At 53.9% G+C, this 21,832-nt stretch carries 22 protein-coding genes; 20 read left to right on the plus strand and 2 right to left on the minus strand.

Going from position 1 to position 21,832, the window contains the following annotated elements:
* The first annotated feature begins 345 nt into the window (after positions 1 to 345).
* The 15 genes from purS (at position 346) to POTG_RS09105 (ending at position 15,883) form a co-directional block, all read left to right on the plus strand.
* The gene (gene purS, locus POTG_RS09035) at positions 346 to 591 is read left to right on the plus strand and encodes a phosphoribosylformylglycinamidine synthase subunit PurS (protein WP_009224523.1); all 246 of its coding nucleotides are present in this window, start codon (positions 346 to 348) and stop codon (positions 589 to 591) included.
* Between the two features lie 3 nt (positions 592 to 594).
* A complete protein-coding gene (purQ, locus tag POTG_RS09040) occupies positions 595 to 1,284 on the plus strand; it encodes a phosphoribosylformylglycinamidine synthase subunit PurQ (protein ID WP_009224524.1) in 690 nt (229 codons plus the stop codon).
* Positions 1,262 to 3,505 (plus strand): phosphoribosylformylglycinamidine synthase subunit PurL, encoded by a 2,244-nt coding sequence (gene purL / locus POTG_RS09045; RefSeq protein WP_009224525.1) that lies wholly within the window; start codon positions 1,262 to 1,264, stop codon positions 3,503 to 3,505. The genes purQ and purL overlap by 23 nt, the downstream gene beginning before the upstream one ends.
* Positions 3,490 to 4,971, plus strand: coding sequence for an amidophosphoribosyltransferase (purF, locus tag POTG_RS09050; protein ID WP_036644874.1), 1,482 nt, complete (start codon positions 3,490 to 3,492; stop codon positions 4,969 to 4,971). Before purL ends, purF begins: the two co-directional genes overlap by 16 nt.
* Positions 4,972 to 5,114: 143 nt before the next feature.
* Positions 5,115 to 6,158, plus strand: coding sequence for a phosphoribosylformylglycinamidine cyclo-ligase (gene purM / locus POTG_RS09055; RefSeq protein ID WP_009224527.1), 1,044 nt, complete (start codon positions 5,115 to 5,117; stop codon positions 6,156 to 6,158).
* Positions 6,158 to 6,775, plus strand: a complete 618-nt coding sequence (purN, locus tag POTG_RS09060) for a phosphoribosylglycinamide formyltransferase (protein WP_009224528.1) — start codon at positions 6,158 to 6,160, stop codon at positions 6,773 to 6,775. The genes purM and purN overlap by 1 nt, the downstream gene beginning before the upstream one ends.
* A gap of 132 nt (positions 6,776 to 6,907) precedes the next feature.
* Complete coding sequence (gene purH / locus POTG_RS09065; protein WP_009224529.1) at positions 6,908 to 8,455, plus strand: bifunctional phosphoribosylaminoimidazolecarboxamide formyltransferase/IMP cyclohydrolase; 1,548 nt, start codon at positions 6,908 to 6,910, stop codon at positions 8,453 to 8,455.
* A 301-nt stretch (positions 8,456 to 8,756) separates the two neighbouring features.
* Positions 8,757 to 10,028 carry a phosphoribosylamine--glycine ligase gene (purD, locus tag POTG_RS09070; RefSeq protein WP_009224530.1) on the plus strand — a complete coding sequence of 424 codons (1,272 nt, stop codon included), beginning with the start codon at positions 8,757 to 8,759 and terminating at the stop codon, positions 10,026 to 10,028.
* A gap of 106 nt (positions 10,029 to 10,134) precedes the next feature.
* Complete coding sequence (locus tag POTG_RS09075) at positions 10,135 to 10,356, plus strand: hypothetical protein (RefSeq protein WP_036644875.1); 222 nt, start codon at positions 10,135 to 10,137, stop codon at positions 10,354 to 10,356.
* Positions 10,357 to 10,510: 154 nt separating this feature from the next.
* Entirely contained in the window at positions 10,511 to 11,773 is a 1,263-nt protein-coding gene (gene ilvA, locus POTG_RS09080) for a threonine ammonia-lyase IlvA (RefSeq protein WP_009224532.1), read from the plus strand.
* Positions 11,774 to 12,215: 442 nt separating this feature from the next.
* Positions 12,216 to 13,232, plus strand: a complete 1,017-nt coding sequence (locus POTG_RS09085) for an ABC transporter ATP-binding protein (RefSeq protein ID WP_009224533.1) — start codon at positions 12,216 to 12,218, stop codon at positions 13,230 to 13,232.
* Positions 13,225 to 13,989: an ABC transporter permease gene (locus POTG_RS09090; protein WP_009224534.1), complete on the plus strand. Its 765-nt coding sequence runs from the start codon at positions 13,225 to 13,227 to the stop codon at positions 13,987 to 13,989. The genes POTG_RS09085 and POTG_RS09090 overlap by 8 nt, the downstream gene beginning before the upstream one ends.
* A 48-nt stretch (positions 13,990 to 14,037) precedes the next feature.
* Complete coding sequence (locus POTG_RS09095; RefSeq protein WP_009224535.1) at positions 14,038 to 14,412, plus strand: GntR family transcriptional regulator; 375 nt, start codon at positions 14,038 to 14,040, stop codon at positions 14,410 to 14,412.
* 16 nt (positions 14,413 to 14,428) lie between these two features.
* Positions 14,429 to 15,124: an ABC transporter ATP-binding protein gene (locus POTG_RS09100; protein ID WP_009224536.1), complete on the plus strand. Its 696-nt coding sequence runs from the start codon at positions 14,429 to 14,431 to the stop codon at positions 15,122 to 15,124.
* Positions 15,125 to 15,883, plus strand: coding sequence for a hypothetical protein (locus tag POTG_RS09105; RefSeq protein ID WP_009224537.1), 759 nt, complete (start codon positions 15,125 to 15,127; stop codon positions 15,881 to 15,883). It abuts the gene before it with no gap.
* 78 nt (positions 15,884 to 15,961) lie between these two features.
* On the opposite strand, the gene POTG_RS09110 is transcribed toward POTG_RS09105, so the two are convergent.
* Positions 15,962 to 16,711 (minus strand): DUF1129 family protein, encoded by a 750-nt coding sequence (locus tag POTG_RS09110; RefSeq protein WP_009224538.1) that lies wholly within the window; start codon positions 16,709 to 16,711, stop codon positions 15,962 to 15,964.
* Between the two features lie 262 nt (positions 16,712 to 16,973).
* On the opposite strand from POTG_RS09110, the gene POTG_RS09115 reads away from it, so the two are divergent.
* From POTG_RS09115 to POTG_RS09125, 3 genes are all read left to right on the plus strand, one after another.
* Positions 16,974 to 17,195: a hypothetical protein gene (locus POTG_RS09115; RefSeq protein ID WP_036644877.1), complete on the plus strand. Its 222-nt coding sequence runs from the start codon at positions 16,974 to 16,976 to the stop codon at positions 17,193 to 17,195.
* Positions 17,196 to 17,331: 136 nt separating this feature from the next.
* Positions 17,332 to 18,156 carry an alpha/beta hydrolase gene (locus tag POTG_RS09120; protein ID WP_009224540.1) on the plus strand — a complete coding sequence of 275 codons (825 nt, stop codon included), beginning with the start codon at positions 17,332 to 17,334 and terminating at the stop codon, positions 18,154 to 18,156.
* 112 nt (positions 18,157 to 18,268) lie between these two features.
* Positions 18,269 to 19,057 carry a DODA-type extradiol aromatic ring-opening family dioxygenase gene (locus tag POTG_RS09125; protein WP_009224541.1) on the plus strand — a complete coding sequence of 263 codons (789 nt, stop codon included), beginning with the start codon at positions 18,269 to 18,271 and terminating at the stop codon, positions 19,055 to 19,057.
* A 105-nt stretch (positions 19,058 to 19,162) separates the two neighbouring features.
* Here the strand turns inward: POTG_RS09125 and POTG_RS09130 are convergent, their stop codons facing one another.
* A complete protein-coding gene (locus POTG_RS09130) occupies positions 19,163 to 19,645 on the minus strand; it encodes a DoxX family membrane protein (RefSeq protein WP_009224542.1) in 483 nt (160 codons plus the stop codon).
* Between the two features lie 222 nt (positions 19,646 to 19,867).
* Between POTG_RS09130 and POTG_RS09135 the strand changes: the two genes are divergently transcribed.
* On the plus strand, positions 19,868 to 20,944 hold the full coding sequence (locus tag POTG_RS09135) for a DUF3048 domain-containing protein (RefSeq protein ID WP_009224543.1): 1,077 nt from the start codon (positions 19,868 to 19,870) through the stop codon (positions 20,942 to 20,944).
* Between the two features lie 197 nt (positions 20,945 to 21,141).
* A complete protein-coding gene (locus tag POTG_RS09140) occupies positions 21,142 to 21,756 on the plus strand; it encodes a DUF47 domain-containing protein (protein WP_036644878.1) in 615 nt (204 codons plus the stop codon).
* The last annotated feature ends 76 nt before the right edge of the window (positions 21,757 to 21,832 follow it).

Genomic DNA, 21,832 nt, shown 5'->3' on the forward strand with positions numbered 1-21,832 from the left:
GTTGCTGCATGGGGCCAAATAACGTCTGTGAAGTCCTTTAGCCGGGGAAATATCCGGGAAATGAGTAAATAACGTCGCTGCGGTCCGTTAGGGATTCGAAAGTTAGCGAATGAGGGACCAGAATATAAGCCCTTTGGCAGTCTTTTGAGGATGATCCCTTTTGGTCAGGAGGCTAGGAGCTAGGGAGCAAGAAGACAAGCGTGCGAGCAAGAAAGCATTGGAGTTAGAAAGGCAAGCCAGAAAGTAAGAACTGACCCAGGCAAAACCAAAAGCAATTATTACATCCCATCCAGAAACCAAGCGGCCGTGCCGCACAAGTCCAAACTTAGGAGGAACACGAGGAACATGATTAAAGCGAGCGTTTATGTCACGATCAAGCAAAGCGTACTTGACCCGCAGGGGGTAGCCGTTCAAGGGGCGCTCCATTCCATGGGGTTCAGAGAGGTGGACAGCGTCCGCATCGGTAAATATATGGAGCTGACGCTCGACACGAACGATCGCTTCGAAGCGGAAGCTCGGGTGAAAGCGATGTGCGAGAAGCTGTTGGCCAATACGGTGGTAGAAGACTACCGCTTTGAATTGGAGGCTTAAACTATGAAATTCGCGGTACTCGTATTCCCCGGTTCCAACTGCGATATCGACTGTTACAAAGCGGTGGAAGAGACGTTGGGCGAACCGGTTGACTATGTGTGGCATACGGCCACCGATTTGTCTGCTTACGACTGCATCCTAGTTCCCGGCGGGTTCTCCTACGGCGACTACCTGCGGTGCGGGGCGATCTCCCGTTTTGCACCGGTCATGGCGGAAGTGGCCAAGGCTGCGGAGGAAGGTAAATACGTGCTGGGGATTTGCAACGGATTCCAAATCCTAACGGAAGCTGGACTGTTGCCAGGCACGCTGCGCCGCAACATGTCGCTGAAATTCCGTTGCCATGACACCGAGCTGCGCGTGGAGAACAACGAAAATCCGTTTACGTCGCTCTATGCGAAGGGTGAAGTGATTACGATTCCAATCGCGCATGGCGAAGGCAACTATTATTGCGATGAAGCGACTTTGGAGCAGTTGAAGCGGAATAACCAAATTATTTTCCGGTATGTTCAAAATCCGAACGGCTCGGTGGACGACATCGCCGGCATTTCCAACGAACGCGGAAACGTCGTCGGCATGATGCCGCATCCGGAGCGGGCGGTCAGCGATTTGCTGGGTTCGACGGACGGCAAGAAGATGTTTACATCCATTTTGAAAGCTTGGAGGGATCGGCATGAGTCAGCAAGTGTCCGCTAAGGAACCAAGTGCAGAACAAATTGCAGAGCAGAAAATTTACAAACAGATGGGCGTTTCCGACAGCGAATACGAACTGATTTGCGGATTCCTTGGGCGGAAGCCGAATTATACGGAAATTGGCGTGTTTAGCGTCATGTGGTCCGAGCACTGCGCCTACAAAAACTCGAAGCCGCTGCTGCGGCGGTTTCCAACCAGCGGCCCGCGCGTGCTGATGGGCCCAGGCGAAGGCGCCGGGATCGTGGATATCGGCGACAACCAAGCGGTTGTCTTTAAAATCGAAAGTCATAATCACCCCTCGGCCGTGGAGCCGTATCAAGGCGCCGCAACAGGCGTGGGCGGGATTATTCGCGATATTTTTTCCATGGGGGCAAGACCTGTGGCGTTGCTGAACTCCTTGCGATTTGGCAAGCTGGAAAGCGAGCGCGTGAAATATCTGTTCGAGCATGTCGTATCCGGGATCGCGGGCTACGGCAACTGCATCGGCATTCCGACGGTTGGCGGGGAAGTGGTGTTCGACGAGAGCTACGAAGGCAATCCGCTGGTCAATGCGATGTGCGTCGGGCTGATCGACCATGACAAAATCCAACGCGGGGTTGCGAAAGGCGTCGGCAATCCGGTGTTTTACGTAGGGCCGCCAACGGGCCGGGACGGCATCCATGGCGCTACGTTTGCTTCGGAGGAGCTGACGGAGGAATCCGAAGCGAAGCGGACGGCGGTGCAAGTGGGTGACCCGTTCATGGAGAAGCTCGTCATGGAGGCTTGTCTTGAATTGATCGACAGCGGTATCGTGCTGGGGATCCAGGACATGGGCGCAGCAGGCTTGACCTGCTCCAGCGCGGAAATGGCCAGCAAAGCCGGCAACGGTCTGGAGCTGTACCTGGACGAGGTGCCGCAACGCGAGGAAGGCATGACGGCTTATGAAATGATGCTGTCGGAATCGCAGGAGCGGATGCTGTTCGTCGTTGAGCCGAAGGATGAGGCGAAGGCGCGGGAGATTTTTGAGCGTTGGGGCGTCATCTGTGCGAAGGTTGGTAAAGTTACGGACGACGGCCGTCTGAAGCTGTTCCATCATGGCGAGCTGGTCGGCGATATGCCGGTGAAGGCGCTGGTGGACGAATGTCCAATCTATGAGAAGCCTTCGGCAGTTCCTGCTTATTATGTGCAAAATGAATCGGTCGACACCACCCGCTACGAAGAAGTTCGCGATTTGGGCGCGGCGCTGGAGAAAGTGCTGTCTTCGCCTTCGGTCGCAAGTAAAGCGTGGGTGTACAACCAATACGATTACATGGTCCGCACGAGTACGGCGGTTCGTCCGGGTTCGGACGCTGCAGTGGTCACCGTTCACGGCACGCGCAAGGCGCTGGCGATGACGACCGACTGCAACGGACGGTTCGTGTACCTGGATCCGGAAGTGGGCGGACGGATTGCGGTCAGCGAAGCGGCGCGCAACATCGTTTGCTCCGGCGCAGAGCCTCTGGCAATCACCGACAACCTGAATTTTGGCAGCCCGGAGAAACCGGATATTTTCTGGCAGATGGAACGGGCAGTTGATGGGATGGCGGAAGCTTGCCGCGTGCTGGACACTCCAGTTATCGGCGGGAACGTCAGCTTGTACAATGAGAACGCCAAAGGCGCCATCTACCCAACGCCAGTTGTAGGCATGGTTGGGCTGGTGCACGATACCGATCATATTACGACCCAAGACTTTAAATCGGCCGGGGATGTCGTGTTCCTGCTGGGTGAGACGAAAGCGGAACTCGGCGGCAGCGAAGTCCAGGCGGTCGTACATGGCGTTGTAGAAGGCCGTCCGCCACAGCTTGATTTAGAGGTGGAGAAAAAGCTGCTTGGCGCCGTGCTGGAAGCGATCCAAGGCGGGCTGGTGCGTTCGGCGCACGACTTGTCCGAAGGCGGCCTCGCGGTTGCGTTGGCTGAATCGTGCATCAGCGGCGGAATTGGCGCCAAGGTTGATATCGCCAGCGAGCTGCGCCCTGACTTTGCGCTGTTCAGCGAATCGCAGTCTCGGATTCTGCTGTCGGCTTCGCCGGAGAAGGCGGAGGCGCTGGAGAAGCTGCTCGCGGAACGCGGCGTGCCTGCGGCGCGGATCGGGGTCGTGGAAGGATCGGAACTGAGCATTGCTGTAAACGGAACGGAGGTTCTGAGCAAGCCGGTGGAACAGCTGAAACGCGTCTGGGAGGATGTCATTCCATGTCTGATGCAATAAAACCAGCGCAGAGACTTTGGACCGGAGACTACTATAACGAAGGGGCGGGGCATGCGGATCCGTTTGATACGTTACGCGAGGAATGCGGCGTGTTTGGCGTATTTGGTCATGCTGAAGCGGCTTCCCTGTCCTATTACGGACTGCACGCGTTGCAGCACCGGGGGGAAGAAAGCGCGGGAATCTGCGCCACCGATGGGGAGGACTTTCATTACCACCGCGGTATGGGCCTGGTTAAGGAAGTGTTCGACCGCGACAAGCTGGCTTCGCTGCGCGGGGACCGTTCGATCGGCCACGTCCGCTATTCGACGAGCGGAGACAGCAAGCTAACGAACGCGCAGCCGCTGATCTTTAAATACCGCGACGGCGATCTGGCAGTGGCAACGAACGGCAACATCGTGAATGCGCCGAAAATCCGCCGCCAGCTCGAGCAAAGCGGCTCGATCTTTCAAACGACCAGCGATACGGAAGTGATCGCGCACTTGATCGCCCGCTCGCCGAAGGATTTCGTCGAGGCGGCAAAGGACGCCCTTCGTCAGCTGGTTGGAGGCTTCGCTTTCCTGCTGCTGACGAACGACAAGCTGATCGTGGCCAGCGATCCGAACGGCTTGCGCCCGCTTGTGATGGGGCGGCTAGGCAACGCGTACCTGTTCTCGTCCGAGACGTGCGCGTTCGAGGTCGTTGGCGCGGAGACGGTTCGCGAAATCCAGCCCGGTGAAATGCTGGTGCTGGATAAGGACGGCCTCCGCGAGGAGCGTTATGCCGAGCCGGAGCGGAAGGCGTTGTGCGCGATGGAGTACATTTACTTCGCGCGTCCTGACAGCGACATGAACGGCTCGAACCTGCATGCCAGCCGCAAGCGGATGGGGCAGGTGATGGCGCAGGAGTCTTTTGTCGACGCAGATGTGGTCACCGGCGTTCCGGACTCCAGTATTTCCGCCGCGATTGGCTATGCGGAGCAGACCGGCATCCCTTACGAGCTGGGCTTGATCAAAAATAAATACACTGGCCGCACGTTCATTCAACCAAGCCAAGAGCTGCGTGAGCAAGGCGTAAAGATGAAGCTGAGCGCGGTGCGCCGCGTTGTAGAAGGCAAGCGCGTTGTGATGATCGACGATTCGATCGTTCGCGGCACGACCTCGCGACGGATCGTCAATCTGCTGCGCGAAGCCGGCGCGACGGAGGTGCATGTCCGCATCACCTCGCCGCCGTTCAAGAACCCTTGCTTCTACGGCATCGATACGCCGGATCGCGGTGAGCTGATCGCCTCCTACAAATCGGTGGAAGAGATCTGCAAGGAGATCAATGCCGATTCGCTGGAGTTTCTCAGCCCGCAGGGGCTGATCCAGGCGGTGGGCGGGGATAACGCGACGGACTACAAGGGCGGCCTCTGCATGGCCTGCTTCGACAACGATTATCCGACCCGGACGGATTTCGACGGGGAAGAGAAGTTTGGGTGCACTTGCTGAATTCGTTAGCGTTTAGCGATTCGTGTCTTGTGCCATCCGACTCGTGACGGGTGTTTTGCGTAGATTCGACTTATTTCACGTGATGAATTGATTGGATAAATGGTTTCCTCGTGTTCAAAAAGTTAAAGGAGTGGGTCCCTCTCGTGTCTGAAGCATATAAGAAATCCGGCGTCAATATCGCAGCCGGGAATGAAGCGGTAGAGCGCATGAAAAAGCACGTCAAACGGACGTTCCGGCCGGAAGTGATGACCGATCTTGGCGGATTTGGCGCTTTGTTCGGATTGAACAAGGACAAGTACGCGGAGCCGGTGCTCGTGTCGGGAACGGACGGCGTGGGCACGAAGCTGAAAATTGCCTTTGCGATGGATAAGCACGATACGATCGGCATCGATGCGGTAGCGATGTGCGTAAACGATATCGTCGTGCAGGGGGCGGAGCCGCTCTTTTTCCTCGATTATTTGGCGTGCGATAAGGTTGTCCCTGAAAAAATCGAGGCCATTGTCGCCGGCATCGCGGAAGGCTGCAGTAGGTCGGGCTGCGCATTGATCGGCGGCGAGACCGCTGAGATGCCGGGCATGTACAGTGAAGGCGAGTACGACATCGCCGGGTTTACGGTGGGTGTCGTTGACAAGAGCAAGATCGTAAACGGCAGCCGCATTACCCCTGGCGACACGGTGATTGGTCTGGCGTCCAGCGGCGTGCACAGCAACGGGTTCTCGCTGGTTCGCAAGCTCTTGCTGGAAGAAGCGGGCTACGCTTTGACCAACAAGCTGCCGGAGTTAGGCGGGGAGTCGTTGGGCGACGTGTTGCTCACGCCAACCAAGCTGTATGTGAAGCCGGTATTGTCCCTGCTGGAGCAGGTGGATGTGAAGGGGATGGCTCACATTACGGGCGGCGGCTTCATCGAGAATATCCCTCGCGTTCTGCCGGAAGGCGTAAACGTGGAGATCAACTACGGGTCTTGGCCGATTTTGCCGATCTTCGACTTGCTGCAGAAGACAGGGAACGTGAGCAACCGCGATATGTTTACGACGTTTAACATGGGCATCGGGCTCGTGATTGTTGTGGCGGAGGATCAGGCTGAGGCTGCGGTCGCTGCGTTGGAACAAGCAGGAGAAACGCCTTACGTGATCGGTAAAGTGACGGAAGGACAGCGGGTCGTGACTTTTGCAGGAGCGGATGTCTAATGGGAGCGAAATACCGGATTGCCGTGTTTGCCTCGGGGAACGGCAGTAATTTTCAGAATTTGCTCGACGCGACGCGGTCGGGCGAGCTGGACGCTGAGATTGTGTTGCTCGTTTGCGATAAGCCGCAGGCCTTTGTCGTCGAACGGGCCCGCCAAGCCGGCGTGGAATGCTATCTTTTTGACCCGAAGGCCTATGCGCGTCGAGAAGATTATGAGGCGGAAATTGCTGCCGAGCTGGACAAGCGCCAAATCGATTTGGTTGTGCTGGCCGGATACATGCGGTTAATCACTTCGGTGTTGGTTGAGCCGTACGCCGGGCGCATGATTAATATTCATCCATCGTTACTGCCGGCTTTTCCGGGAAAAAATGCGATTGGGCAGGCTTGGGACTACGGCGTAAAAATGACGGGAGTTACGGTTCATTTGGTTGACGGCGGCATGGACACCGGCGCAGTGGTTGCTCAGGCGGCGGTGGAGATTACGGCGGACGATACGCTGGAATCGCTCGAAGCCAAGATCCATGCGGCCGAAGGGCGCTTATATCCGCAGGTCGTGTCGTGGTTCGCGAAGAACCGCGTGCGCGTGGAAGGAAGAAAAGTGACGATTCTGTCGGAATAGACAGCGCCGAAAAAGCGCTTGTCTACAGGAGTTTTCAGGATTATCGGATAGCTTTTAGAACAGATGCAGGGTTTCGATATTTCCCGAGAAATATCGGGGGCAGGATTCGCCAAAATAAAGGAGGAGCCGATTGTGAGTATGAAAAGAGCGCTCGTAAGCGTGTCGGATAAAACAGGTATCGTGGATTTTTGCCGCGAGCTGTCGCAGCTGGGTGTGGAAATCATTTCGACGGGGGGCACAAAAAACCTGCTGGCGAAGGAAGGCGTACCGGTGATCGGAATTTCCGATGTCACCGGGTTCCCGGAAATCCTCGACGGACGCGTTAAAACGCTGCATCCTGCCGTGCATAGCGGGCTGCTGGCGGTGCGCGACAGCGAGGAGCACCAAGCACAGATGAAGGAACTGGGATTGGATTATATCGACCTGGTGATCGTCAACCTGTACCCGTTCCAAGAAACGATCGCGAAACCGGACGTCACCTATGAGGACGCCATCGAAAATATCGACATCGGCGGGCCTACGATGCTTCGTTCGGCTGCGAAAAACCATGCGTTTGTCACCGTTGTAGTCGACGCAGCTGACTATGGAACGGTGCTTGAAGAAGTGCGTGCGGGCGGCGATACGACATTTGAAACGCGTAAACGGCTTGCGGCCAAAGTTTTCCGCCATACGGCGGCATACGATGCCTTGATCTCCGATTATTTGTCGAAGGTGACGGGTGATCCGTTGCCAGAGCGTTTCACGGTCACCTACGAGAAAATCCAAGATTTGCGTTATGGCGAAAATCCGCATCAAAAAGCGGCGTTTTACCGCAAACCGTTGGCGGCAGCTGACACGCTGACGAATGCAGAGCAACTCCACGGCAAGGAGCTCTCCTACAATAACATCAACGATGCGAACGCGGCGCTGCAAATCGTTAAGGAATTTGACGAGCCGGCGGTCGTCGCGGTCAAGCATATGAATCCTTGCGGCGTTGGCGTGGGCGCCAGCGTATTGGAAGCTTACAAGAAAGCGTACGAGGCCGATCCGGTATCGATCTTCGGCGGGATCGTCGCTGCCAACCGCATCATTGATGCAGATACGGCGATGCTGATGAAGGAGATTTTCCTGGAGATTATTTTGGCACCAGGCTTCACGGAAGAAGCGCTGGAGATTCTCACGAAGAAGAAAAACCTCCGTTTGCTGAAGCTTGGCGGACTGGAGCTGGGCGCGAGCCGCAGCAGCCAGTTTGTCGTCACCTCGATCGACGGCGGGATGGTCGTGCAAGAAAGCGATGTGCATACGCTGAAAGAGTCCGACTTGACGGTCGTAACCGATCGCAAGCCAACCGAAGAAGAGCTGAAACAGCTGCTGTTTGGCTGGAAAGTCGTTAAACATGTGAAGTCGAACGCGATTGTTCTGGCGAAGGACGATATGACCGTTGGCGTCGGCGCGGGGCAGATGAACCGCGTTGGTGCTGCGAAGATCGCGATCGAGCAAGCGGGCGAGAAAGCGAAAGGCAGCGTCTTGGCGTCGGACGCGTTCTTCCCGATGGGCGACACGGTCGAAGCAGCTGCCAAAGCCGGGATCACGGCGATTATCCAACCGGGCGGCTCCGTGAAGGACGAGGAGTCCATCAAAGTTGCCAACGAGCACGGCATCGCGATGGTCTTCACCGGCGTGCGCCATTTCAAACACTAGGTTAAAGGCAAACGGCAGACCGCTGCGGCGGCCTGCCGTCTTTTCGCAGACGCACAAACGTGCGTGGGCAAATAGCTGTAAAACCTACTGTTATTTCAGCCGTAACGCTTGATTTTGCCTACTTAACTGTAAAACCTGCCGTTAATTTGAGCGAAAATGCCTTCATCAACGTTTTGAGCTTAAATTAGCGGTACATTTTCCAGTTAGTTTCGTTCAAATGCGGGTAAGGTGCAAAATTAACAGTAGAATTTCAAGTTATTTCATTTAGTTAACTAACTATTCAGAAGCGAGGGAGGAGACTATGGATATTTTGGTGATTGGCGCCGGAGGGCGTGAGCACGCGATCTGCTGGAGCCTGGCGAAAAGCCCGAAGGCCGATAAGATTTATTGCGCTCCGGGGAACGCGGGGATCGGACAAATCGCCGAGCTGGTGCCGATTCAGGTGAACGAATTCGATAAGCTGGCGGCTTTTGCGGAGGAGAAGCGTGTGGGCCTGGTCGTCGTAGGTCCGGACGATCCGCTCGCAGACGGCATCGTGGATGTGTTCGAAGCCAAGAACATCCCGGTATTTGGTCCGCGTAAGAATGCTGCGCATATCGAGGGCAGCAAGACGTTTATGAAGGATCTATTGAAAAAATACAACATTCCGACCGCCGCATACGAAAAGTTCGACAAGTACGAGCAGGCGCTTAAGTATCTCCAAAGCCGTCCGGTGCCAATCGTGATTAAAGCGGACGGGCTTGCCGCAGGCAAAGGTGTAACGGTCGCCTTCACTCGCGAAGAGGCGGAAACAGCTCTAAAGAACATCATGGTTGACAAAGTGTTTGGCGAATCCGGCAGCCAGGTCGTGATCGAGGAGTTTCTTGAAGGACAGGAAATGTCGATCCTGTCGTTTGTCGACGGGGAAACCGTCCGTCCTATGGTTGCGGCGCAAGACCACAAGCAGGTGTATGACGGTGACAAAGGCCCGAACACCGGCGGCATGGGAACCTACTCCCCGTTGCCGCATATCGCGGATTCGATTATCGAAGAGGCTATCGAAACGATCATCAAACCAACCGCGAAGGCCATGGTTGCGGAAGGCCGGCCGTTCCGCGGCGTGCTGTTTGCGGGGTTGATGATTACGCCGGACGGCAAACCGAAGACAATCGAATTTAACGCCCGTTTTGGCGATCCGGAAACCCAGGTTGTTCTGCCGCGTTTGAAGAGTGATCTGCTGGAGATTTTCTTGGCAGCGGTAAATGGGACGTTGGATCAAGTAGATATCGAGTGGAGCGAGGAAGCGGCGGTTTGCGTTGTGCTGGCCTCCGGCGGTTATCCGGCTTCCTATCCGAAGGGCCTGCCGATCCGCGGGCTGGAGGAAGCGCAGGCTGCAGGGGCGTTGGTGTTCCATGCTGGCACGTCGAAGAACGAAGCAGGCGAGTGGGTCACGAACGGCGGGCGTGTGCTTGGCGTGGTTGGCCTGGGACAATCGATTGCCGAAGCCCGGGACAAAGCCTATGAGGCAGCGAACCTCATTACGTTCGAGGGCAAGCATCAACGGTCGGATATTGCCGCGAAGGCGCTCGTCTAGTGAGATGATCCGTCAAGGATAATCCGCTGCCCTTTCGAGCATGTTAAGGGATATTGGGGATTTTCTTCTGAGTCCCTGTAATACTCGAATGGGAGGCGGCATCATCATGAGCGACAAAATGAAGGAAATGCTACCGGTCTCGCGCGAAGAAGTGGAAGTCGACGGCGTTTACCGGGATGAGCTGGGACGGGAAGTCTATTTGCAAAAAGGCGAGGAGTTCCCTTCCGACCCCGTGTACGGCACGATGGAATGGGAGCTGACCGAGCTGTCCCAAGAGACGAACTCGAAAGGTCATACCGATGACCGTCTAATACCAAAGAAACGTTAAGCTATAGGTTCGAACGTAAACGCCCTTCCGAGCCGGGAGCATTTGCCCGTACGGAGGGGCGTTTCCCTGACTGTACAAAATAACTTGAACCGGAGGCGGTTTCAGGTGTACCTTTATTAGAATGAGAGAACTCAGTTAAAGCGAGGAGAAATAGATGAATCAGGCGGAACGACAAACGGTAGGCATGGAAGACATCGTCAAAGCGCATCACGTGCTGAAGGAAGTGGTCATCCGAACTCCGTTGCAGCTCGACGCAACGTTATCGGCTAGATATGAATGCAATGTGTATTTAAAAAGGGAGGATCTGCAGGTCGTGCGCTCCTTCAAGATCCGTGGGGCGTACAACATGATTCGCAGCCTGCAGCCCGAAGATCTGAAGCGCGGAATCGTGTGCGCGAGCGCCGGCAACCATGCGCAGGGCGTAGCGTTCTCCTGCAATGCGCTAGGCATTCAAGGGAAAATCTATATGCCCAGCACGACACCGAACCAGAAAATCAAGCAGGTCAAAAGATTTGGCGGCGAGCATGTGGAGGTCGTTCTGATCGGTGACACCTACGATGATGCTTATGCGGAGGCGATGAAAGCCTGCCAGGAAGGCGGGATGACGTTCATTCACCCGTTTGACGATCCGAAGATTGTTGCCGGGAACGGGACGATCGGCATGGAGATTATGGAAAGCCTGACTACACCGGCGGATTACGTCTTCGTCACCATCGGCGGCGGCGGGTTGGTGTCGGGCATCGGGACTTACTTGAAGACGGTAAGCCCTGATACGAAGATCATCGGCGTTGAACCGTCCGGTGCGGCGTCCATGACGGAAGCGTTAAGGCAGAAGCAGGTTGTCACGCTGGAATCGATCGATAAATTTGTGGACGGCGCGGCGGTGAAGCGGGTTGGCGATTTGAATTACGAAATTTGCGCCAACCTCCTGGACGACATCGTTCAGGTTCCGGAAGGCAAGGCATGTACGACGATTTTGGAGCTCTACAACGATAGTGCCATCGTTGTAGAACCAGCAGGGGCGTTGCCAGTCTCGGCACTCGATATGTACCGTGACCAAATCCGCGGGAAGACGGTGGTCTGTGTCATCAGCGGTGGTAACAACGACATCGACCGGATGCAGGAAATGAAGGAACGGTCACTGATCTATGAAGGGCTGAAGCACTATTTCTTGATTAATTTCCCGCAGCGGGCCGGAGCGCTTCGCGAATTCTTGGAAGAGGTGCTGGGGCCAAACGACGACATCACGCGGTTCGAGTACACGAAGAAGCACAACAAAGAGAACGGCCCGGCCTTGGTTGGCATCGAGCTGAGCGACAAAGCGGATTACGAACCATTGATCGGGCGCATGTCCGCGAAAGGCATCGTATATACCGAGCTGAATCGGGATTTGAATTTGTTTAATTTGCTGATATAAGCTGGAAGCGAAAAAATTTAGAGGCGAACAGCCCTCTTCGACTTTGGTCGGGGAGGGCTTTTTGGTATGCATGGAGGTCTGGATCGGGAACGTGACTGTAACGGAACGTACGGACCTTATTCGTAGGTCACAAGGCCCTCATCCATTTCTAACGGAACCCAGGAGCGCTATTTGAACGGGAAGCCGCTGGATTGGCCCCTTTTTCCCAAAATAAGGTCTCCTTGTTCCGTTAGCTCGGGAAATGCCGCGGGAAATGACAAATAACGTCTCTACGTTCCGTTAGTGTTGACAATATCAATGACCTAGTGTACTATTTAACTATAACACTAATACAACGACTCGAAACCATGGAATCGAAACGTAGCACAATCAAGAACTCGCATTCAGGTACATGGCATTCCAGTATCACATTTCAGAGCATCGATCAAAAGGAGTGAATAAAGTGAACGTGCAGCATCAGTCTATTGAAAATGTCGCCCCGGGCTTTGGAGCGGATGCGGCGAAATTGCAGGGACAAGAGCAGGGACAAGAGCCGGTCGTCTTGTCGGTACAACAGGTGACGAAGGCGATTGGCAGCAAACGGATTGTTGATAAGCTGTCTTTCGAAATTCGACGGGGAGAAATCGTGGGTCTGCTCGGACCTAACGGTGCAGGGAAGACGACCACGATTCGGATGATCGTGGGTCTGATCGGAATGACGGAGGGCGATGTCCAGATCAAAGGATTTAGTATCCGGAATCATTTCACCCAAGCGATCGCCCACGTTGGCGCGATTATTGAGAATCCGGAGTTTTACCCGTACATGACCGGATATGACAATCTGAAGCAGTACGCGCGAATGAGCGAAGGGATTACGGAGGAGCGGATTCAGGAGGTCACCCGGCTGGTAGGCTTGGAGAAGGCGATGAAAAAACGTGTAAAAGCGTACTCGCTAGGCATGCGTCAGCGCCTGGGCATCGCGCAGGCTTTATTGCATCGGCCGTCGATTCTGATTCTCGATGAGCCGACCAACGGGCTGGATCCGGCCGGGATTCGGGAAATGCGCGACTATCTGAAGCGCGTTGCGGCCGAGGAAGGGATTGCTGTGCTGGTCTCCAGCCATTTGCTGGCCGAAATGGAGCTGATGTGCAGCCGTGTGGTCGTCATTCAGGAAGGGAAGTTCGTGACCGAACGCGCCCTAGGTGAGGCGGCAGAGAAAACCGAGGAACGGGTGAACGTGACGTTCCGGGTCAGCGATGCCGAAGCGGCGAAAGCCCGACTCATCCGGATGGAAGAAATCCGCCTGCTGGGGATGTCTCCGGAACGGGGCGAAGTGACGGTCGCCGTACGCGACAGCTATATCCCACGCGTCGTTGGCGCGCTGGGCAGCGAAGGGATCGCCATCTACCGGATCGAAGAAGTTAAGCAATCGTTGGAAGACGAATTCTTGAAATGGACGGGAGGAAACCAAATTGCGTAAATTTACACCGCTTGTTGTGAACGAATGGCTTAAGATGTCCAAGAAGGACAGCTTTATCGTCCCTTATACGCTGATCGCCGCGTCGATTGCCGGGATGCTGTACATGATGCACGCTTTCTCGCAGCAGTCGGTAGGGTTCCTGGATTTTGCGTTAATGGCCTTGTCCCGAAACGGCTTAGGTCAAATGACGACCTTGCTGGTCATTATTTGTACCGCAGGGATTGTGGCGAAGGAGCACAGTCTGGGGACGATCAAGCTGCTGCTGATCCGCTCGCAAAGTCGCAGCCGTATCTTGGCCTCTAAATACGTGGCTGTGCTGCTGTTCACGATGTCTCTCTTCGTCTTTTCACTGGCGGTTGCCCTGTTGGGCGGCGGGCTGATCTACGGATTCGGATCTGCCAGCGTGCAGGGAATCGGCTGGAGCGAAGTTCTAACCAGCGCCTTGTATCAGTTCATTTATACCGTTGTTTACGTTACGATCACTTTTCTAGTAAGCATTCTGACTCGTTCGACAGGAGCGACAATTGGGATCGGCATGTTCATTGTTGTGCTGGAGGAACTGGTGGTGGCCTTGCTTTCGAGATACGCCTTCGCCAAGTATCTCATCTTCGCCAACGCCGATTTAACGGTATACCTAAACGGGAATCCGCCGATGCCGGGCATGACGTTAACCTTCTCCTCCGTGGTGATCGCCGCCTATTTGATCTTGTTTCTTGCAGTAAGCTTTGTTACGTTTAAAAAACGGGATGTTGCTTGACCGGTAGAATCACTAACGGCGGCACACGGCGGAAAGGAGCCAAGGAACGTGAGCATCGAATTCGATAATAATCTGCCGATCTATCTACAAATTATGAATTATTTAAAAAGGGAAATCGTCACTGGCCGATTGAAGGCCGGCGACAAAATTCCGTCGGTACGCGAGCTTGCGGCCGAGCTGCAAATTAATCCGAATACCGTGCAGCGGACTTTTCAGGAATTGGAGCGTGAAGCCATCGTGGAAACGAAACGCGGACTCGGAAGATACGTGACAAGCGAGGAAACGAAAATTATGACCATCAAAAAAGAAATGGCCGGTGAGCTGCTGGATCGTTTTATCGGAGGCATGCAGGAGCTGGGCTTTAGCAACGAGGATATTGCGGCGCTTGTCGCCGACGCCATAAAGACGGATGAGCGACGCTAAAGGAGGGCAACCATCAATGAAACCGCTACTGGAAGTACAAGGCCTATCAAAATCGTACGGCAGCAAAAAGGCATTGCATGGCGTGTCCTTCAGCGTCGGCAAAGGAAAGATCGTTGGCCTGCTAGGCACGAATGGCAGCGGCAAAAGCACACTGATGAAAATCGCCGCCGGCCTGATTCATCCTTCCGGAGGCAAGGTGTCGGTGGACGGAACGCCGGTGGGACTAACGACGAGATCGTTGGTTTCCTTCATGCCCGATCGTCCATTAACGGAGTCGTGGATGAAGGTGCGGGATGCAATTGGATTTTACCGCGATTTCTACCCGGATTTCGATGAGGAGAAGGCCGGCACGATGCTGGACTTTATGAATCTGAATGAGAAGGACAAAATCAGCTCCCTGTCGAAAGGCATGAACGAACGGCTTCAACTGACGTTAACGTTATCGAGAAATGCCAAGCTGTATCTGCTTGACGAGCCGATCGGCGGGGTGGACCCGGTGGCCCGGACCAAAATTTTGGACGCGATCGTGGAATTTTACAACGAAGAGAGCAGCCTCATCATCTCTACTCACCTGGTTCGGGATATTGAGCGGATTTTCGATGAGGTGATTTTTATCCGCAGCGGCCAGGTTGTTATGCAGGAGGAAGTGGAGAACTTGCGGATTCGCTATGGCAAGAGCGTCGATGACATGTTCAGAGAGGTGTTCGCGTAAATGAGAAAGCTGCTGAAGTACGATATCAAACAAAATGCCAATACCGTGCTGGGGCTGGCTGCGATCCTGGTCATCGTGCAAGGACTGCTGTCGATCACAGGCAACCTTCGCCATTGGGATGCGGAGACGATCTTTGGCTTAACCACCGTTCTTTATTTTACCGCTGCTATCATTATGGTCGTGCAGTCCTGCAAAACGTTTGCCTACAACATCAAGGCGTATCATCGTCGTTTGCTCCCGCTGCATCCGGTATGGACGATCCTGTCCTCGCTCGTGTTCAGCTGGCTCGTGGCGCTGATCATCGCGGTGATTGTCGTGGTTCATGCTGCGATCTATTTTCGGATCGCCCAGGTACCGATCAACATTATTCAAATTGAGACGAACGGGCTCCAAAACACTCTGTTCGTCATCCTGACCATCATTTGGGTGTATACGCTGCTGGTGTTAACGGTCTTTATGGCGATCGCGATTGGCGCCAGCGTCAGCATCCGGGGCAAAGCCGGGACGTGGGTCGGCATCATTTCCTTTTTTGTCATTCAGAACGGGTTGTCTTGGGTGGAAAGCCTGATCTTTCGAGATACGAATAGTACCTTTGCGAACTTCGGAATCATTCATATCGGGATGGCCGAGGAGAACGGTGCAGTGGCGAGTGAATCGGTGAATCTGCTTCCGCTTGGGCCGTTCTTGCTTGAAGTGGTCGTAGCGGCTTTGATGTTTTACGCGATAACGTATTTGCTGAAGAAACGGATCGAGATTTGATCTCCTTATGTAAAAATAAACCGCAAAAGCCGCATCCTCTTGATCGTTTGGGGGATGCGGCTTCTGTGGTTTTTCTGCTTAATTCTTCGAGCGGCGACCAAAAAAGAAAATTTGCCCAGCCAGTCCCACGGCAAACAAGATCAGGCTGTCCCAAGGCGAAACGGTAAATGCCGGCATAATTCGGTTTAATACGGTGCCAACAATGATCAACACGGCGGCAACGGCGATGTAAGTGCCGAACGCACGAAGATTAAAGCCGCGCGGTCCTGAGATGGACTGCATTCCTGGTTTTGCTCCTGGTCCTGCCGGTCTTCCACCTCCGGCGGCCTTCTGGCCTTCGACGGCTTTGGAGCTATTGCCGAGGAAGCGAGTGACCAGCTCAATCAGCACGATAGACAGTACGGCGATGATCAACAGCGAGGAGGTGCTGATCTGTGTATATTCGAGCTCCCCGCCAAACCATTTGCTGAAGAAACCGGTGATCATATAAATAAAGAAGACCCAGGTCAAAGCTACCCAGGGGATCATCGTATAATATTTAATTTTGTCCTTCAGCGTCCGGGGCTTCCGTGCCTTTACGTCCTCCGCCAGCTCCGCACAATAAGCCTTCGGATCGGGGCCGAAGCGTTCTGCCGCCGAGATGCCTTTGGCTTGATTTTTGATGATTTGCCGGGCGATGTCCAGCAGGAGTTCTTCCCCTTTGGCTTCACTAAGCGAGCTGGAGCCGGAACGGAAGTACAAGACCATTTCCCCGAAATATGCTTCGTACTCCGGCGTCATTTGTTGTCGTAGCCGTTTCGTTTCGCCGATCATTTCGTGGATGTACATGGTTGTATCTCTCCTCCCAGTTTCTTCCGTAGTATACTTCATAGTTTGTCCCATTCGCAAGGGACCGAGGCACGGCAGAAGTGGAAGCGGAACAGAACTATGGATCATGAACATTCCTTGAACAAGGAATAAAAAGCGTCCCTCCCTCCAAAAACTACTCTATAAGCAAAACGGCAGGCGCCGGCAATCAGGCTGAAAATCGATTTGATGGCGACAAGGCGGTCTGCACACAATCACACTACAGTTGCGGGAGGCAGAGCCATTGGGAAAATATGAATCGGAGCTGACCCGGAGGTATTTGCTGAACAGCAACTCTCGGGGAAGCCTGGAAGAAGTCGTAACCAATGAGAGCGATGAGGAAAGCGGCATGTTGTGCGGGGATGACGAGGCGTGTGACGAAGGTGATCTGGGGAATCATCGGTTTATGAAAGAGTGGGAGGGCCGGGTTACCACCCATGCGTACTTCCGCCAGTCCTATGAATAAGTGAGTTTCTTGCGATCTGCGCGATCCGATTGACACCCCGGCTCGGGTAATGCTAAGATAAGTTCAAACCAAATCATATTAAACTTATCGGATTTAAAGTATATATCATTGCCGGAATACGGGGAGGAGACGGGTTATGGAAAGACAGATTGTGATCAATCATGGAGAAGAACAGCTTGCGGCCAGCATACATTACCCGGCCGAGAACAAACAAGGGGGGCGCTGCCAACGCGCTCCCTTGGTCGTCATCTGCCACGGATTTGTAGGCAGCCGTATCGGCGTTGACCGTCTATTCGTCAAGACTGCAAGGGAGCTTGCAGCAGACGGCTTCCTCGTGCTTCGCTTCGACTATCTCGGATGCGGCGAGAGCAGCGGTTCTTACGGTGACCATGGCGTAGAGTCGATGATCGCCCAGACCCGTTCGGTGCTGGATTATGGCCTGAGCGCGTTTGACGTTGACCCGACGCGGGTATCGCTGCTTGGACACAGCCTTGGCAGTTTGATTGCCCTCCTAACCGCCATCCGTGACCGACGCGTAAAGAACCTTGTCTTATGGTCGGCGGTTGGCTACCCGTTCAGCGATATTGTCAAAATCACCGGACGCGATCTATATGACCGGGCGGTAAAGCAAGGGAGCGCTGACTATTTGGGCTACGGACTGACGCCGAAATTTTTTGATTCGCTGGGCGAATATCAACCGTTCCAGGAAGCCGTTAAATTTTCCGGTGACGTATTGGTTGTTCATGGAACCTCAGACGATATTATTCCGGCGGACTATGCTTTCTTATATCAGAAGGTGTTCTGGATGCGTCCAGAGGGGCGCTGCGATAAGGAGATTATTTTCCAAGGCAGTCACACGTTCTCGTCCGGTGACCATCAGCAACAGGTCATCCGGAAGACTAAGGAATGGCTCGGAGGGTTGGAAGCCCTGCAGACCGAGTGGCAGCATTGGATGATTTAAGGACATGAGTAGGAGGCACCGTCAAACCCAGACGTACAAAAACTGGTAAAATCCTTCGGGGATGGATACAATGAAGGTGTAACCATTTTTTTGGCGTAGGGAGGTTTGGGAGATGTCTCAGCCTGCATTGTTTATTGCACACGGATCGCCTACATTAGCGATTGAGAAGAACGCATATACGGATTTTCTTCACCGCTTGGGTCAAGAAATTCTGGAACCGCCCGATGCCATTGTGATCTTCTCGGCGCACTGGGATGCTCCGGATCAATGGGTCTCGACGGATACGAAGCATATGACGATGCACGATTTCTACGGCTTCCCGGAAGAGATGTACGCGATCGAGTATCCGGCGCCGGGCAGTCCCGAGCTTAGTGAAGAAATCGAAGCGATTTTCCGAGCGCACAATCTGCCTTACAAAACTTCGACAGGCAGAGGTCTGGACCATGGAGCCTGGGTTGTGCTGCGGCTGATGTTTCCGTCTGCCGATATCCCTGTCGTAGCCTTGTCTGTGGACGCCAAACGCGAGCCTGAAGAGCAGTATGCCATCGGCAAAATGCTCACGGAGCTGCGGCAGCGGAACGTCCTTGTGATCGGCAGCGGCGGACTTGTTCATAATCTTCGCTTGCTCGATTGGGAAGGACGAGAGCCGGCTGCGTGGGCCGTGGAATTCGACGATTGGATCGGAGAGCAGCTGGAGAACTGGGACTTGCGGCAGCTCTTTGATTATGACCGCAAAGCACCGCATGTCCGGATGGCGATTCCTTCGTACGGACGGGAGCATTTTGTTCCGCTCTTCTACGCCATGGGGGCGGCAGACGATGAACGCCATGCTGTGAAATTGTTTCAGGATTATCAATACGGCAGCCTTAGCTTAAACTGCTGGAAGTTCGGCGGTCGTTGACCGGGCGGTGATCCCGGTACACGACGACCGATCCATATAAATAAGCGCAGAACCTCAAGAATTGGGAATTGGGGTTCTGCGCTTTTTTTCTCGGGATGGGACTGGTTAACGCCGCCGTCCGTAGTTGTTGCGGAAGTAAGGCTGGATGAAGTAGTCCAATCCGATCCGCCCGGCGTTCGTGCCGGCGACAACGATAAAGATTTGGAGCAGCAGCAACTGCGGGTTCGTGCTTACGGTCCCTGAGAACAAGAAGGCAAAGTTCATGACCATGCCAAAGAAGGCAGCCAGCCAAGTGAAGCCGCCCAGGATCAGGCCCAGACCGACAAGTACCTCGCCGTAAGGGACAAGGATATTAAACAAACCGACGTTGGGCACGGCAAAATTTTCGAGGAAGGAAGCCCACCAGCTTTGCACAGCGGGGTGTTCGCCGCCGGTCTTCGCCAAAGCGCCCGTCAGAAATCCAGCGGCATTAAACCCGCCGGTTACTTTGCTCCAACCGGAGGTTAGCCACTCGTAACCTACATATAGTCTGAACAGCAAGAGCAGCCAAGAGGCAACGATGCTCTCCCTTAACCATTTTACGATCATCTCTTCATCTCCTTATACATGGATGCGGCGACAAGGTTCGTTTGATCCCGTGGATAATCTCTCCTCTCCTGTAGTATTCATATGAAGAACTGTATTTTAAACACCCAATTCAGAATTAGAATGAAATATGGGGTTCGCTGAGAGGTTTGCTTTTGTTCCGGCTTCCCCCGAAAGAGGAATTCAACGTATAATGTAAAAAACTTAAGAATTTTGACGGAGGACATGCCTTTGAAATCATTGAAGTTAAGTTGGCTGCTGCTCTTATTCTTGCTTATCGTTATGCTCTCCGCTTGCGGGAAGGTCGAGGAGACGGCCACGCCTGCGGATAACATCGCTCCGCCGCAACAGACGGAGACCCCGGAGGACACTGCTGAGCCCGAACCGGCGGCGCCTGCCTATACGGCTCCGTTGACGGGATTGCCGCTCGAGGAGCCGCTGACCCGCAGACCGCTTGCCATTATGATTAACAATGCGCCGGCAGCCCGCCCGCAATCGGGGTTAATCGATGCCGATGTTGTATACGAGGTGTTGGCGGAAGGCGGAGTCACGCGGCTTGTATCCATCTTCCACAGTCAAGCGGACAATGCCAAGATCGGCCCGATTCGCAGCATTCGCCCGTACATGATCGATTTGGGCGAGAGCTACCACGGGGTGTTGGTGCATGCCGGGGCGAGCAACGAAGCGTTTGCGATCCTGCAAAGACAGCATAAAGAGGATCTGGACGAGATCACAAACGCCGGCGCTTATTTCTGGCGGGACAAGTCCCGGAAGGCTCCGCACAATTTGTATTCCAACGTAGAGAAGCTGCTGGAAGGCGCCGCGAAGCGCGGGTATGCCACGGAGGATACGGCGGTGCCGGGGTATCTTTTTTATAAGGAAAATGAACATTCGGATTCCCTGGAGACCGCAAATCACGTGGAGATTAAGTTTCAACTGGACAGCTACCGGGTGGGTTACGAATATGATGCGGCGTCCGGGCTTTACAAGCGGTTCATCAATGGTGAGCCTCACACCGATCTGGAGACGGGCGATCCATTAACCGCTGCGAATGTCGTCGTTATGGGGGCAGACCACCGGGTGCTGGACGATGTCGGCCGTCTGGAAGTAGGACTGGAGCTGGGCGGTGAAGCGATATTGTTCCAGCAAGGCAAAGTCATTCAGGCCAACTGGATCCGCAAGGAAGGCGATATGATCCGGTTCATTAAGGATAACGCGGAGATCCCTATGGTGCCGGGCCAAACCTTTATTCATGTCGTCCCCAATACGCCGGATTTCGCCAGTCATGTAAAGGCAGAGTAAAGGAGAAGAAAGGCAGATTTTGTATTTCCAGGGCGATTAAAGGATAACTCTGGGAGAATAAGGGGAAATATAAGCGCATGAAGGTGAAATGTTTGCGACAATATTTCCTATCTGTGATGCAGTTGTGATAAGATATTCAAGGTTGTGTAAAAACATCAACCACAAGAACTACCTTATGGAGAGAAAAGGGGATACTGATGCGACTGAAGAAGAAAGATATCTTTTTCCAGACGTTAGAGGATATGGCAGATACGATCGTGCATTCGGCGGACTATTTCGCCCAGCAGGTCGCGGACTTCAGGGACGTTGAAGCCTTCGCCAAGAAGATGAAGGAGTTCGAATCCCAATGTGATGGTTACACCCATAAAATCATCGTGGAATTGAACAAAACGTTTATTACGCCCATCGAGCGTGACGACATTATGCATCTGATTACCGCCCTCGACGATGTGATCGACGGTTTGGAAGCTACGACTTCCCGTTTTTTTATGTACAATTTGAACGGGCCGGACGAATATATCGCTCGCTTTGCCGAAATTTTACGCAACTCGGCCTATGAGATCCAAAAGGCGATTCATTTGCTGTCCCAGAAAAAATTGCTCGCAATCCGCGAATACACGATTCGTCTTAACGACCTGGAGAATCAAGGCGATGAACTGCTGCGGATTTGCATCAAGGAGCTGTTCATGAAGGTGACCGATCCGATCGAACTGATCAAGAAGAAAGAGATCTATGAGCGGCTGGAGACGACAACCGATGCTGCCGAGAAGGTTGCCAACATGCTGGAATCCATCATCATGCGTAATTCTTAAGAAACTTCACTATATATTTGATTTTCGGGAGGTTGGAATTGCGCGGATTTATATAGAGAGATAGCCATCTGTGCAA

Source organism: Paenibacillus sp. oral taxon 786 str. D14 (assembly GCF_000159955.1).
Taxonomy (GTDB): Bacteria; Bacillota; Bacilli; order Paenibacillales; family Paenibacillaceae; genus Fontibacillus; species Fontibacillus phoenicis.

Coding starts and splice junctions, on each gene's coding strand:
- purD (WP_009224530.1), top strand. CDS start 8,757: ATGGATATTTTGGTGATTGGCGCCGGAGGGCGTGAGCACGCGATCTGC.
- POTG_RS09100 (WP_009224536.1), top strand. CDS start 14,429: ATGAAACCGCTACTGGAAGTACAAGGCCTATCAAAATCGTACGGCAGC.
- POTG_RS09105 (WP_009224537.1), top strand. CDS start 15,125: ATGAGAAAGCTGCTGAAGTACGATATCAAACAAAATGCCAATACCGTG.
- POTG_RS09125 (WP_009224541.1), top strand. CDS start 18,269: ATGTCTCAGCCTGCATTGTTTATTGCACACGGATCGCCTACATTAGCG.
- ilvA (WP_009224532.1), top strand. CDS start 10,511: ATGAATCAGGCGGAACGACAAACGGTAGGCATGGAAGACATCGTCAAA.
- purL (WP_009224525.1), top strand. CDS start 1,262: ATGAGTCAGCAAGTGTCCGCTAAGGAACCAAGTGCAGAACAAATTGCA.
- POTG_RS09135 (WP_009224543.1), top strand. CDS start 19,868: ATGCCTTTGAAATCATTGAAGTTAAGTTGGCTGCTGCTCTTATTCTTG.
- POTG_RS09120 (WP_009224540.1), top strand. CDS start 17,332: ATGGAAAGACAGATTGTGATCAATCATGGAGAAGAACAGCTTGCGGCC.
- POTG_RS09130 (WP_009224542.1), bottom strand. CDS start 19,645: ATGATCGTAAAATGGTTAAGGGAGAGCATCGTTGCCTCTTGGCTGCTC.
- purN (WP_009224528.1), top strand. CDS start 6,158: ATGGGAGCGAAATACCGGATTGCCGTGTTTGCCTCGGGGAACGGCAGT.
- POTG_RS09110 (WP_009224538.1), bottom strand. CDS start 16,711: ATGTACATCCACGAAATGATCGGCGAAACGAAACGGCTACGACAACAA.
- purQ (WP_009224524.1), top strand. CDS start 595: ATGAAATTCGCGGTACTCGTATTCCCCGGTTCCAACTGCGATATCGAC.
- POTG_RS09140 (WP_036644878.1), top strand. CDS start 21,142: ATGCGACTGAAGAAGAAAGATATCTTTTTCCAGACGTTAGAGGATATG.
- POTG_RS09075 (WP_036644875.1), top strand. CDS start 10,135: ATGAGCGACAAAATGAAGGAAATGCTACCGGTCTCGCGCGAAGAAGTG.
- purF (WP_036644874.1), top strand. CDS start 3,490: ATGTCTGATGCAATAAAACCAGCGCAGAGACTTTGGACCGGAGACTAC.
- purS (WP_009224523.1), top strand. CDS start 346: ATGATTAAAGCGAGCGTTTATGTCACGATCAAGCAAAGCGTACTTGAC.